This is a genomic window from Micromonospora okii, from assembly GCF_020884795.1.
In the GTDB taxonomy this organism is placed as follows: Bacteria; Actinomycetota; Actinomycetes; order Mycobacteriales; family Micromonosporaceae; genus Micromonospora; species Micromonospora okii.
Genome location: NZ_BBZF01000020.1, coordinates 82,707 through 94,562 on the forward strand (window position 1 = coordinate 82,707; position 11,856 = coordinate 94,562).

An 11,856-nucleotide genomic window follows, 5' to 3' on the forward strand; every position below is an offset into this window, starting at 1 on the left:
CTGGCACCGTTGTTGCCAGCAGTCCGTGCGGGGTGGCCGGTGGCGGGCCCCCTCGAACGCTGACTTCCACAGGCGGCACCTCTGCACCTCGCAGAGCCCGGTGCCCTGCGAAGCAGGCGTTGCCCCTATAACGCGACCGTCTTGACATCGGTCACAAGATCAGCTCGTTGGCACGGCCTTGACGTAGACGCCCTCGCCCTGGCGGCCTTCCACAAGGCCCTCCGCCTTGAGCACCAGCATGGCTCCACGGATCGAGCCGTACGACACGCCGTGCTGGGCCTGCAGCGCGTTGATCGAGGGCAGCTTGTCCCCCACGGCCAGTTCACCGGTGCGGATCTGCTCGCGGATGGCCTCCGCCACCCGCTCGTACTTCGCGGTCATCTTTACTCCTCGGGTCGCACCCCCGAGTAGATCACTTCGAGATAACCACATCAACTATGTCTAGCAACGTAGACCACGGATACTACGTCGATTATGCTCCGAGTCGTGTTCGTCCTCGGGTCGCACCAGGAGGGGCACAACGTCCGGTGTCTGCCCGCTTGTCCCACCTGCCAAGTTGGGGCAGGCACCGGACCGATCAGCAACAGCCACGCCGAGTCGGCCCTTCGACGGCCCGGACGGCGGCACTGCCGACAGCGCAGAACGGAGGCACATGGAGCCCAACCCGGACGAGCCACCAGACCCGACCGATGCCATCCCCTCCCCCGGGATCGGCCGTGCCACGGCGGAAGGCGGGGTCTACCGATCCCGGCGGAACCTGCTTACGCCGGCCGACATCCGGCGGCAGTGCTTTCCCATGACGGGGTTCGGTCGGCGGGGCCTCGATCCGGAGGCGGTCGGCAGGTTCCTGGGCCAGGTCGAAGCCGACCTGGAGGCCCTGTACCGGGAAATCGTGGCCGCGCGGGACGAGGCCAGCTACTACCGGGACACCGCAGCGGAGTTGCGCGCGGAGCGCTGGCGGCTGCGCACGCCGTGGGCACCACGTCCCCGCAACGAATACCGCCGTCCACCCATGTGCCCGCCCTACTCGCGTCAGCAGCCCGGCGGGCACCGGAGGGCGGACGACGGGCGCGGCGATGGCTGACTATCCGGCGTTGCACGGCCCGTCGCGGCCGGACTGGAACTGCCTGTCCTGCGGCGAACCGTGGCCCTGCCCGACCCGCAAACGCCAGCTCAAGGAGCTGTGCCACTGCAACATCCGCACCCTCACCCGCTACATGAGCGACTACCTACGCGACGCCCGCACCGAGATCACCGGCCTGAACGCCGCCGAAATCACCGAACGCTTCATCGGCTGGTGCGCCCGACCGCTCGGATCATGGGCGCACCAGGAACACCCGACCCGCCAGGCCGCCGACTCCGGCGGCACCCACACCAACCAGGAGGCGGAAGACATGGCCAGCAGGGACGACGAAGCGAAGCAGAGCCGGGGCGAGCAGATCCAGGAAGCCGAACGGGAAGCGGCACGGCGGCGGATCCTGGAACTGGCCGAGGCGGAACGCATCCCCGCCGAGGAGACCACCCGGGCCATACCCGACCGGCGGTGGCGTCGTGGCCAACCGTGACCTGCCCATAGGCCGCCGCGTCGCCCGCCTGCGGACCCGGCGGCAGATGACCCAACAGATGCTCGCCGACCGCCTCGGCAAATCCAAGAGCTGGGTCGACAAGGTCGAACGCGGCGTCCGCACCCTCGACAGATACTCCGTCATCACCGAAGTCGCCACCGTCCTGCGCGTCGACCCCACACTCCTGCTCGGCCACACCACCCCACCACCGACGACCAGCGGCGCAACGATCACGGCCGGAATCGACGCGGTACGCGCCGCCCTCGCCCACTACGACACCCACCCCGACCCGTACAACCCACCCGCCACCCCACCCCACGAACTGAGCCGACGCGTCGGGCACGCCTGGCTCACCTACGACCACGCCGACTACCCCGCCCTCCTCCGAGCGCTACCCGACCTGCTCGCCGACACCCAACACACCCACACCACCCACCGCGACGACGACACGACCGGCCTGCTCGTGCAGGCGTACCGCATCACCGCCTCCGTGCTGGTCAAACTCGGCGAAGCCGACCTCGCCTGGCTCGCCGCCGACCGCGCCATCGCCACCGCCACCGGCAACCCACCCCTGTCCGCGACAGCCGTCGTACCGCTCGCCCAAGCACTACGCGCCCTCGGCCGCGCCCCGCTCGCCCTCGCCGCTGCCCTCCCCGCCGCACACCACACCACCACCCACCGGCCGCCCCACGACACCCCCGACATGCTGCCGCTGCGCGGGGCCCTGCTGGTCGAGGCCGCCCACGCCGCCGCAGCCTGCGCAGACCCGGGCGGCGTACGGGAACTCCTCGACCAGGCCGCCGACATCGCCGTCCAGGTGGACGACGACACCGACCCGCACCACGTCGGCTTCGGCCCCACCACCGTCGCACTCGCCCGCATCACCACCACCGCCGACCTCGGCAACGCCCACCAGGCCATCACCCGACACACCCAGGCCATCGCCTCCGGCCACTGGCGACGACTGCCCGTCGAACACCGCGCCGCGTACCTGCTCGACATCGCGCGGGCGTACCTGTTGGTCGGCGACCTCCTCGCGGCCGGACGCACCCTGATCCACGCCGACCGCACCGCACCCGCCGAAGTACGGCTACGACCGGTGGCACGTACCGTCATCGCCGACCTGACACGCGGCGGACCGCTCCCGGCCGACGTGGCAGCCCTGGCCACGACCGTCGGCCTCCCGGCTTGACCGGCGCGCGAAACCGCCACCACGCGGACGGCTTGCCACCGAAGCTGTAGTAGCGGGTGGCGCGGTGCTCGGCGCGGCCGGCTCAGGGGCGGCGGCCCCTCGCTCCCGGTCAGGAGCCCGACGTAACAGGGCCGGGCGGTTCCTTCGGCAGCGGTTCCGCGAGATAGGTCAGGAAACTGGCGTGCCGGAACTCGTACGTGGTGCCGGAGCGCCGAAGGACCCCGCGCCGGTGCGCGTCCTCGAGGAACGTGACGAGACGGATCGGGACCCTGCCGGTGGCGGCCAGGACGAGGCGGGCCCAGGCGAATCGCAGCCAGGGCACTCCGATATTGGCCGCGCACAGCGCGACCAACGTGATGACGGCACTCCGAGCGAACTGCTGCACCCCCGACCACAGGCTCCACTGGAAGGCCGACCGAGCTCCGTTCAGGGCCGACACGGCCACCACCGACAGCAGGACGGTGCGGTCGTCCCGCAGTTGTCTCCGCAGGTCGAGGCGTTGGTCGTCGCGAGGATCGTGCAGCCCGCCGAGCAGGACAACCACTCCGATGAGGATGAAGAGGCCGGACCACACGCCGGCCAGCGCCGCCACGAGCAGACTGGTGCGCGGCCGCATGGGAACGTACGTGGCCACACCGGCCACCACGCCCGCCACCACAGCGACCGACAGGCCCCTGAGCCTCGGCGCGAGACGTGCCGGAGGGGTACCGACCCTCATCCCGTGGACCAAGAGCATCGCCGAGATGCCCGCCAGCCACCCGGTCAACAAACCGTAGCGGATTCTCATGAAGAACGAGGCGACGACGAAGGCGACGAACGACAGTGCCCTCATCGCTCCCGGGCTGAAGGTGGGGAGCTGCCACCAGGACAGGGTGGTCGTGCCGCTGGACACCATTCCCCGAGCCAGGAACCGGTGCCACCGCTCCGCCGATTTCGGCGGATACGACCGGAGCGCCCCGTCGACCCGGCTCGCCCGTTCTCCGTAGATCGCCGGTAGGTACGAGCGCATGAGCTTGGCCCGCACGTCCGGTATCCGCATGCCGACCAGCTCGCGGGGGTCCGTTCGCGGATCCTCGTAGGCGACACGCGTCAGGTATATGGCCAGCGGCGACGAGAGCAGCCGCGCCAGGCCGCCTTGCGGCTTGCTTCGGACCTGTTGGAGCACCTCCTGCCAGCGCGCCTCGCCTTGATGCTGACCCACCACGAGGAAGGCAGCGGACTCCTTGATGTCGAGGGCTTGGACCTCCACGACGGCCGCGCGGGGCAGCGTCACGCCGGACCGCTTGATCGCAGCCAGGAACGCCTTCCGCTCGCAGACCAGGACGGCAGGTCGTCCGGCCGCCAACTCGTCGCGGAAGTGGCGCAGCACGTCCGGCTGCGCCAGGATCGGAAGCTCGTCCAGACCGTCCAGGACCGGCAGGATCTGCTTGACCGCGCAGGCTGCTGCCCCCTTGCCGAAGCGGCGAGCGTCGGCCAGCGCCGGAAACTGCCGGATGAGCGTCGCCTCCAGCCAGTCGTCCAGCCGCTGATCGGAACTCCAACTCGACAGGCTGAGCATGACCGGCACGGGTTGGTTCTTGGCGTCCTCGGCCGCCAGCAGGTCGATCGACATCCGCAAGGCCATCGAGCTCTTTCCGCTCCCCGGCGCCCCGACGATCACCAACTGCCTTACCGGCAGGCTTCGGAGGAAGTCGGCGAGTTCGTCGATACGCCCGCGTGCGGTGTCGCTGTTCCACCGGATGGGCTGGAGGTAGGGCGGGTGCAGGTCCCGCCAGGTCGCCTCCTCGGCGAGCAGCGGGGTCATCTGCTCGGCTAGGAATTCGCGGACGGCTTTGGCCTGCTCCGCAGGCCCCCGGGAAGGGATGCCAGCCCGGGTCGCCGCCAGCCCGGAGGCGATCGCCACGGCAAGACCCGCGACGGCGACGGGCGGGCCGAGGCTGCTCGACAGCTTGTCCATTCGATCGAGCTGGGCGTCCGGGAGCAACCGGAGCCACTGGACGAAGGCGATCGCGGCGACAGCCGACGCGAGGACGAACAGCACCAGGAGCAGGCGCCGAACCAACGGCCGGGACATCGGCTCATTATGGGGTTCCCGCTCGGCGCGGAGGCGCCCCCGCCCCGCCGGGGACCACCGCGCGGCGGGGCGGCGGGCGGGTTACTTCGGCAGGGCCGCGGTCGACTTCGCCGACAGGTACGCCGGGAGCATCGCCGCGAACTCGTCGTCGCCCGCGCTCTCCAGGCTGAGCATGACCCGGCCGTACAGGGTGGAGACCACGAGTGCCCGCTCCCGGCTGCCGTCCTCCTCGATCCAGGTCGCCTCGTACGCGTCCAGCGAGCCGGCCTTGGTCCGGCGGTACTGCTTCTCCTTGGCCTCCTTGCCGTACCCGGCGATGTACTTGTCCACCGTGACCTGCGGGTCCAACGGCTTGGCGCCCTCGATGCGCCACACCCGCAGGAAGCCGATGTGCCCGGCCGGCTTCGCGTCGATCTCGCAGAGCATCAGGGCGGGGCCGATCTTGGCGTCGGCTACCTTGACCGCCTCCACCTTCCACTTCGGCGGCACCGAGAAGGTCATCGGCAGCGGGCAGGCGCTGCCCTCGGGGCCGACCGTGGTGCCGGCCGCCGCCGGGGCGACCTCGTCGTACCAGGGCGCGCCGCCCGCGACCGGCGACGCGCTCGCGCTGGCCGACGGCGCGGGCGAAGGCGACGCCGCGGGCTCCGTCTTCTCGGCGCAGCCGGCCGTCGCGGTGAGAGTGAGTGCGGCCAGTACGGCCACCCGTCGGAACATCGTTGCCCCCGTCGTGTCGGCGCCGCCGGTGCTGCGGCCGACGGATGCTAACCCATCACCCGTCGGGGACGATCGAGACGGTGACGGTCAGGCGGCCTCGCGGCCCCGCTCGTCGAGGGACCGGCGCGTGGCCTGGGCCGGAGCGGGGAACGGGTGGTAGGCGGACCGCTGCGGGGCGGCGTCGGCGCCGCCCCGGGACAGCCGCATGGCGCGCTCGGCGTTGGCCAGCGGGGCGCAGGGGGCCGGCTGGTGCTCGCAGAGCAGGTTCGGGCAGCGGCCGTGTTCGTCGGGCTGGTGCGCCTCGGCGACGTCGTACGCCAGGCGCCACAGCAGCGTGTCCGTCACGTCGCTCGGTGCGACCGCGTCGTGACTGGACCGGTGGTGTGTCGTGCCGGACACGGGGGACCCCTCTCGTCGTCGCTTCCCCTCAAGGTTCACCCTTCCGAGGCCGAGTAAACCACTCTCGCGACGCGTCGTTGATCACACCTCGCAGCGGGGGCCTCAGATGACGAAGTGCGTCCAGTAGGTCAGCCAGACCACGAACAGGGCGCCCTGGAGCAGGGCTAACGCGGCGGTGAGCCAGGTGTCGGCCGTGGCGTGGCGGGCCCACCGGGCCAGGACGAGCCCGACGGGGAACGCGGCGAGCAGGTAGCGCAGCAGGCTCTTGTACACCGGTGGCCCCATCGACAGCGGCACGAGGACCACGATCAGCGTGTAGACGAGGTACGGCAGCTCGGCGCGGCGGTAGCCGGCGGCGACGACCGCCACGACGGCCACGGCCAGCCAGACCCGCGCGGCGTCGGCGGCCGAGCCGCCGGTCAGCCCGTGGTACGCCACCCAGAGCGGGTCCTGCACCCGGATGCCCCAGCCGCGTTCCTGGGCGTGCTGGTAGGCGAACCAGTCCCCCGTCCGCCACGCGGCGAACGCCATGAAGGTGAGCCACCCGGCGGGCAGGAGCGCCAGCGGCCAGCCGAGGCGCGCGTACCGCAGCAGGGCGCGTGCGTTCAGGCGGTAGCTGTGCTGGCGGAGCAGGACCAGGGCGAGGGGCACGACGACGAGGAAGCCGACCGATCGGCTCAGCGCGAGGAAGAAGCCGACCACGCCGACGAGCAGCCATCGCCGCCGCTCGGCGAGGTGGAAGGCGGCGAGGGCGAGGCAGAGGAAGAGCGACTCGGTCAGCGCCGCCTGGAACAGGAACGCGACGGGCAGGAGCAGCAGGTACCGCACGAAGCGCCGGGCCGTCGCGTCGTCGCCGGTGAGCAGCTCCCCGAGCCGGTGGGCGTAGTAGAGCTGGAACAGGAAGGCGACGTTGGCGACGAGCAGCAGCGCCAGGGCGGTGTCGCCGCCGAACAGCGCCGCGACCGGCCGGGCCAGGAACGGGTAGAGCAGCGGGAAGGCGAACTCGTCCCACCCGGCGAGCGGCCGGCGGGCCAGGTGGTCGTAGAGGAAGGAGTCCCAGGCGAACCAGAGCGAGACCCAGCGGTACGGCGAGGCGGCGTGCTGCTGGTCGCGCATCATCGCCTCGTCGGGCGGGGGCGCCCCGGGCACGCCGTCCCAGGCGGTCAGCGCGATCACGCCGACCAGCGACAGCGCGAGCTTCGAGCCGGCGAAGACCGCCAGCACGTACCCCCAGGGGGCCGGCACCCGGGCGGCGGCCCTCCTGGCCCGGCCCGGCCAGCCGCGTACGCCGGTCGGCCGGTCGTCGGCGGCCCCGCGCCCCTGGCTCATCCGCTGGTCCCCCGACTCGTCCGCGCCCGGCCGGATCTTCCCGCTTTCGACCGGTTCACACCCGGGCGCGTCGGCAGGTGAGATTCGGGACGCAGCGGGTAAGGGCGGTGCCTCGTTCGGCAATCACGGGGGGCACGGGCATGGGCGCAGAAGCCGGCACGGTGGTCATCGGCGCGGGCCCGGCCGGGCTGACCGCGGCGTACGAGCTGCTGCGGCACGGCGAGCCCGTGCGGGTGTACGAGGCCGACGACGTGATGGGCGGCATCAGCCGGACCGTGGAGCGCGACGGGTGGCGCTTCGACATCGGCGGGCACCGCTTCTTCACGAAGGTGTCCCGGGTGGAGGCGTTCTGGCACGAGATCCTGCCCGACGAGGACTTCCTGCTCCGCCCCCGGATGAGCCGGATCTTCTACCGGGGCGGGCTCTACGACTACCCGCTGAACGCCCGCAACGCGCTGCGCAACCTGGGCCTGTGGGAGGCGACGCGCTGCATGGCCTCGTACGGCCGGGCGCGGCTGCGCCCGCCGAGGGACCAGTCGCACTTCGAGGGCTGGGTGTCGGCGCGCTTCGGCTGGCGGCTGTACTCGATCTTCTTCAAGACGTACACGGAGAAGGTCTGGGGAATGCCGGCCGACCGGTTGCAGGCCGACTGGGCGGCGCAGCGGATCAAGAACCTGTCGCTGTCGCGGGCGGTGCTCGCCGCGCTGCTGCCCCGGCGCAACCGCAGGGACGTGACCAGCCTGATCGAGGAGTTCCAGTACCCGAAGTTCGGGCCGGGGATGATGTGGGAGCGTTGCGCCGAGCGGGTCCGGGAGCGCGGCGGGACGGTCCGCACGGGCACCCGCGTCCGGGCGGTGCACCGCGACCCGGCAGGACGGCGGGTCACCGGCGTGACGGTCGCCGGCCCGGACGGCGTGCGGCGGGAGGAGGCCGCGCACGTCGTCTCCTCGATGCCGATCTCGGAGCTGGTGGCGGCGCTGGACCCGCCGGCCCCGCCGGAGGTGCTGGCCTGCGCCGCCGACCTGCGTTACCGGGACTTCCTGACGGTGGCGCTGGTGGTGCCGGAGGAGTTCTCGTTCCCCGACAACTGGATCTACGTGCACGACCCGGGGGTGCGGGTGGGGCGCATCCAGAACTTCGGCTCCTGGTCGCCGTACCTGGTCAAGGACGGTCGCACCTGCCTGGGCCTGGAGTACTTCGTCTTCGAGGACGACGACATGTGGCGGCGCTCCGACGCGGAGCTGGTCCGGCTGGCCACCGCCGAGTTGGAGGGGCTGGGCCTGGTCGCGCCGGACTGCGTGGAGGCGGGGCACGTGGTGCGGATGCCGAAGGCGTACCCGGTGTACGACGAGCGCTACCAGCGCAACGTCGACGTGCTCCGCGGCTGGCTGGCGCGGGAGACGCCGAACCTGCACCCCGTCGGGCGCAACGGGATGCACCGCTACAACAACCAGGACCACTCGATGCTGACCGCGATGCTCACGGCGGAGAACGTCGCCCACGGTACGGCCCACGACGTGTGGTCGGTCAACGTCGAGCAGGACTACCACGAGCAGCGGACCGGCGACGGGGACGGCCGCCGGGGCACGGGCCGCGACGCCCCGGTCCTCCCCTCCCGCCCCTCCCTCTCCCCCCGTTGATCAAGAGGTTTCCGTCAGGAGCGAGGCCGGGTTCGACGCAAACCTCTTGATCAACGCGAGCAGGAGGCGGCAGGAGAGGGTGGTCCAACCAGTTGACGGGTTGATGTGAGCGGGGCCACACTGCTGCGCATGGTCTTCGTTCCCGTTCCCCGGGTCTCCGTCTCCGATCACGTCTTCGGGCAGCTTCGGGATGCCGTCGTCAGCGGCGCGTATCGGCCCGGCGACACGCTGCCCGGCGAGCGGGAGCTGGCCGCCGGGTTCGCGGTGAACCGGCACGCCGTGCGGGAGGCGCTGCGCCGGCTGCAACAGCTCGGCCTGGTGCAGGTCAGCCAGGGCGGCGCGACCCGGGTGCTGGACTGGCGGGTGCACGCCGGGCTCGACCTGGCGCTGTCGCTGGTCCGCTCCGGCGACGCCCTGCCGGTCGACACGCTCGTGCGGGACATGCTGGAGATGCGGGCCTGCGTCGGCGTCGACGCGGCCCGGCTCTGCGCCGAGCGGGCCGACGCGGCGACGCGGGAGACCGTCGTCCGCGCCGCCGAGGAGTACGCCGCGCTCGCGCCCGACCTGCCCCGGATGGCCGAGGCCAACATCGCCCTGTGGCGGCACGTCGTGCGCGGCTCGGGCAACACGGCGTACCTGCTGAGTTTCAACAGCCTGGTCGCCGGCGCGCTCGCCGTCGGCGCGATGCCCCCGCAGCGGCACGCCGCCGAGCTGCTCGACGTCGCCGGGCACCGCCGGCTCGCCGGGGCCGTCGCCGCCGGCCGGGGCGACGTCGCCGCCGAACAGGCCCGCGCCCTGCTCACCGCCGCCCTCACCACCCCCACCCCCACCACCGCCCCCGGAAGGGAATGCCGAGCATGATCCCCGCCGTGCTCTACGCCGTGCCCGCGTTTCTGCTGCTCATCGTCGTGGAGGCGCTGTCCTACCGGTTCGCCCCCGACGACGACGAACGCGGCTACGAGCTGCGCGACACCACCACCAGCCTCACCATGGGCGCGGGCAGCCAGGTCATCGGCTTCCCCTGGAAGCTGCTCACGATCGGCCTCTACGCCGCCGCGTGGACCGTCGCCCCGGTGCAGCTCTCCCCCACCAGCGTCTGGACCTGGGTGCTGCTGTTCTTCGCCGACGACCTGGCCTACTACTGGTTCCACCGCACCCACCACGAGGTGCGCCTCTTCTGGGCGGGTCACGTCGTGCACCACTCCAGCACGTTCTACAACCTGTCGACGGCGCTGCGGCAGAGCTGGACGCCGATGACGACGCTCCCGTTCTGGCTGGCCCTGGCCCTGCTCGGCATTCCCCCGTGGATGATCTTCCTCCAGCAGTCGGTCAGCCTCCTGTACCAGTTCTTCCTGCACACCGAGCGGGTCCGGACGCTGCCCCGGCCGATCGAGTGGGTGTTCAACACCCCGTCGCACCACCGGGTCCACCACGGGGCGAACGCCGAGTACCTGGACCGCAACTACGGCGGCATCCTCATCGTCTGGGACCGGCTGTTCGGCACCTTCGCCCCGGAGCGCGCCCCCGTCCGGTACGGGCTGACGAAGAACATCGCCACCTACAACCCGCTGCGGGTGGCGACCCACGAGTACGGGGCGATCTGGGCCGACGTACGGGCGGCTACGTCGTGGCGGCACCGGCTGGGCCACGTCTTCGGCCGCCCCGGCTGGCAGCCCGCCCGATGAGCTGGCTCGCCCTCTTCGGCGTGGCCGCCGCCGTCGAGCTGGTCGGCGTGGCGCTCGACGAGCACGTGCTCCAGTGGCTGGCCAAGCCGCTGCTCGCCCCGCTGCTGCTGCTCTGGCTGCTGCGCGCGGGGCGACGCGGCGACGGGCCCGCGCCCGGGTCAAGCGGCGACCGGCCCTCATCGGGGCCGCGCGGCGACGGGCCCGGGGGCCGGCACGTCGGCGGGATGGCGGGGCGGCGGTTCGACGCCTTCGCGCTCGGGCTGGTCTTCGCCACCGGCGGAGACGTGGCGCTGCTGCTGCCCGGCGAGGCCGCGTTCCTGGTCGGGATGGGTTCCTTCCTCGGCGCGCAGGTGAGCTTCATCGTGGCGTTCGCCCGGCACCGGCGGCCCCGGGTGGCGGCCGTGGTCGCGTACCTGGTGGCGTGGGCGGCGGCCAACGTCGTGCTGTGGGGGCCGCTCGGGGACCTGCGGCTGCCGGTGCTCGGCTACAGCCTCGCGCTGTGCCTGATGGCCGCGGCGGCGGTCGGCGTCTCGGCCCGCGCGGCGGTCGGCGGGGCCCTCTTCCTCGTCTCGGACCTGCTGATCGGGGTGGACGCGGCCGGCGTGACGCTGCCCGGCCACGGCCTGCTCGTGATGGGCACGTACATCCCCGCGCTGCTGCTGCTCACCACGGCGTGGGCGGCGGCGGGTCGGACCGACGCCGCCCGCCGGACCGACCGGCCCGCCGGGACGGTCCCGGCCACCCCGGCGTCCGGTCCGGCCGGATCGTCCTGACCCGGCCCGCCGAGCACCCCTGACGCGGCTCGCCGGCCCGCCCCGAGGTGGGGCGGGCCGGCGAGCGGCAGGGCGGGCCGGCGGGTCAGTGCCGGCGGCGGCCGTAGGCGCCCGCTGCGATCGAGACGCCGATCGCGGCGAAGACGACCTGGATGAGCAGCTCGATCCAGTCGATGCCGCGCGTGTCGTCCACGCCGAGCGCGGCGGCGACGAACGTGCCGAGGATCGCGGCCACCACACCGATCAGCAGGGTCAGCCAGATCGGAATGTGCTGCTTGCCCGGCACGACAAGCCGGCCCAGCGCGCCGACGATCAGGCCGATGATGATCGCGGTGAAGATACCGGTGATTTCCACGGTGAACTCGTTCCTCTCAAAGCGTTCGTCGTAGACGCTTCCACGAGTGCCCCGGTCAGCCGGGCAACCAAACCGATGACAACCCGATCGGGGTGTTTGTCACAAAGTTTTCCCTGGTCGCAGCGGGGTG

At 72.1% G+C, this 11,856-nt stretch carries 13 protein-coding genes; 7 read left to right on the forward strand and 6 right to left on the reverse strand.

The features are described 5' to 3' along the window. Positions 1 to 159: 159 nt before the first annotated feature. Positions 160 to 381: a winged helix-turn-helix domain-containing protein gene (locus LPU43_RS18920; protein ID WP_229401796.1), complete on the reverse strand. Its 222-nt coding sequence runs from the start codon at positions 379 to 381 to the stop codon at positions 160 to 162. A 271-nt stretch (positions 382 to 652) separates the two neighbouring features. On the opposite strand from LPU43_RS18920, the gene LPU43_RS18925 reads away from it, so the two are divergent. The 3 genes from LPU43_RS18925 to LPU43_RS18935 are packed head-to-tail and all read left to right on the forward strand — an operon-like array spanning position 653 to position 2,757. Next, positions 653 to 1,084: a DivIVA domain-containing protein gene (locus LPU43_RS18925; RefSeq protein WP_229401797.1), complete on the forward strand. Its 432-nt coding sequence runs from the start codon at positions 653 to 655 to the stop codon at positions 1,082 to 1,084. A 10-nt stretch (positions 1,085 to 1,094) separates the two neighbouring features. After that, a complete protein-coding gene (locus tag LPU43_RS18930) occupies positions 1,095 to 1,565 on the forward strand; it encodes a hypothetical protein (protein ID WP_229401798.1) in 471 nt (156 codons plus the stop codon). After that, positions 1,552 to 2,757, forward strand: coding sequence for a helix-turn-helix domain-containing protein (locus LPU43_RS18935; protein WP_229401799.1), 1,206 nt, complete (start codon positions 1,552 to 1,554; stop codon positions 2,755 to 2,757). Before LPU43_RS18930 ends, LPU43_RS18935 begins: the two co-directional genes overlap by 14 nt. 109 nt (positions 2,758 to 2,866) lie before the next feature. On the opposite strand, the gene LPU43_RS18940 is transcribed toward LPU43_RS18935, so the two are convergent. The 4 genes from LPU43_RS18940 to LPU43_RS18955 form a co-directional block, all read right to left on the reverse strand. After that, the gene (locus LPU43_RS18940; protein ID WP_229401800.1) at positions 2,867 to 4,831 is read right to left on the reverse strand and encodes an NACHT domain-containing protein; all 1,965 of its coding nucleotides are present in this window, start codon (positions 4,829 to 4,831) and stop codon (positions 2,867 to 2,869) included. Between the two features lie 81 nt (positions 4,832 to 4,912). After that, entirely contained in the window at positions 4,913 to 5,545 is a 633-nt protein-coding gene (locus LPU43_RS18945; RefSeq protein ID WP_229401801.1) for a lipoprotein, read from the reverse strand. An 87-nt stretch (positions 5,546 to 5,632) separates the two neighbouring features. Beyond that, a complete protein-coding gene (locus LPU43_RS18950) occupies positions 5,633 to 5,944 on the reverse strand; it encodes a hypothetical protein (protein ID WP_229401802.1) in 312 nt (103 codons plus the stop codon). A gap of 102 nt (positions 5,945 to 6,046) precedes the next feature. Then, positions 6,047 to 7,273, reverse strand: coding sequence for a hypothetical protein (locus tag LPU43_RS18955; protein ID WP_229401803.1), 1,227 nt, complete (start codon positions 7,271 to 7,273; stop codon positions 6,047 to 6,049). Positions 7,274 to 7,413: 140 nt separating this feature from the next. Here LPU43_RS18955 and LPU43_RS18960 point away from each other — a divergent pair, with 140 nt between their 5' ends. The 4 genes from LPU43_RS18960 to LPU43_RS18975 all read left to right on the forward strand — a co-directional run bounded on the left by LPU43_RS18960 (position 7,414) and on the right by LPU43_RS18975 (position 11,371). After that, on the forward strand, positions 7,414 to 8,913 hold the full coding sequence (locus LPU43_RS18960) for an NAD(P)/FAD-dependent oxidoreductase (RefSeq protein ID WP_229401804.1): 1,500 nt from the start codon (positions 7,414 to 7,416) through the stop codon (positions 8,911 to 8,913). A 129-nt stretch (positions 8,914 to 9,042) separates the two neighbouring features. Continuing rightward, positions 9,043 to 9,774, forward strand: a complete 732-nt coding sequence (locus LPU43_RS18965) for a FadR/GntR family transcriptional regulator (protein WP_229401805.1) — start codon at positions 9,043 to 9,045, stop codon at positions 9,772 to 9,774. Beyond that, positions 9,771 to 10,598, forward strand: coding sequence for a sterol desaturase family protein (locus LPU43_RS18970; RefSeq protein WP_229401806.1), 828 nt, complete (start codon positions 9,771 to 9,773; stop codon positions 10,596 to 10,598). Before LPU43_RS18965 ends, LPU43_RS18970 begins: the two co-directional genes overlap by 4 nt. After that, positions 10,595 to 11,371 (forward strand): lysoplasmalogenase family protein, encoded by a 777-nt coding sequence (locus LPU43_RS18975; protein ID WP_229401807.1) that lies wholly within the window; start codon positions 10,595 to 10,597, stop codon positions 11,369 to 11,371. Before LPU43_RS18970 ends, LPU43_RS18975 begins: the two co-directional genes overlap by 4 nt. A gap of 85 nt (positions 11,372 to 11,456) precedes the next feature. Here the strand turns inward: LPU43_RS18975 and LPU43_RS18980 are convergent, their stop codons facing one another. After that, positions 11,457 to 11,726 (reverse strand): GlsB/YeaQ/YmgE family stress response membrane protein, encoded by a 270-nt coding sequence (locus tag LPU43_RS18980; protein WP_229401808.1) that lies wholly within the window; start codon positions 11,724 to 11,726, stop codon positions 11,457 to 11,459. Positions 11,727 to 11,856: the final 130 nt, after the last annotated feature.

What these genes read in the sequence shown, in the direction of transcription:
- LPU43_RS18925 (WP_229401797.1), top strand. Translation starts at nt 653, where the DNA reads ATGGAGCCCAACCCGGACGAGCCACCAGACCCGACCGATGCCATCCCC.
- LPU43_RS18960 (WP_229401804.1), top strand. Translation starts at nt 7,414, where the DNA reads ATGGGCGCAGAAGCCGGCACGGTGGTCATCGGCGCGGGCCCGGCCGGG.
- LPU43_RS18975 (WP_229401807.1), top strand. Translation starts at nt 10,595, where the DNA reads ATGAGCTGGCTCGCCCTCTTCGGCGTGGCCGCCGCCGTCGAGCTGGTC.
- LPU43_RS18945 (WP_229401801.1), bottom strand. Translation starts at nt 5,545, where the DNA reads ATGTTCCGACGGGTGGCCGTACTGGCCGCACTCACTCTCACCGCGACG.
- LPU43_RS18920 (WP_229401796.1), bottom strand. Translation starts at nt 381, where the DNA reads ATGACCGCGAAGTACGAGCGGGTGGCGGAGGCCATCCGCGAGCAGATC.
- LPU43_RS18940 (WP_229401800.1), bottom strand. Translation starts at nt 4,831, where the DNA reads ATGTCCCGGCCGTTGGTTCGGCGCCTGCTCCTGGTGCTGTTCGTCCTC.
- LPU43_RS18955 (WP_229401803.1), bottom strand. Translation starts at nt 7,273, where the DNA reads ATGAGCCAGGGGCGCGGGGCCGCCGACGACCGGCCGACCGGCGTACGC.
- LPU43_RS18970 (WP_229401806.1), top strand. Translation starts at nt 9,771, where the DNA reads ATGATCCCCGCCGTGCTCTACGCCGTGCCCGCGTTTCTGCTGCTCATC.
- LPU43_RS18965 (WP_229401805.1), top strand. Translation starts at nt 9,043, where the DNA reads ATGGTCTTCGTTCCCGTTCCCCGGGTCTCCGTCTCCGATCACGTCTTC.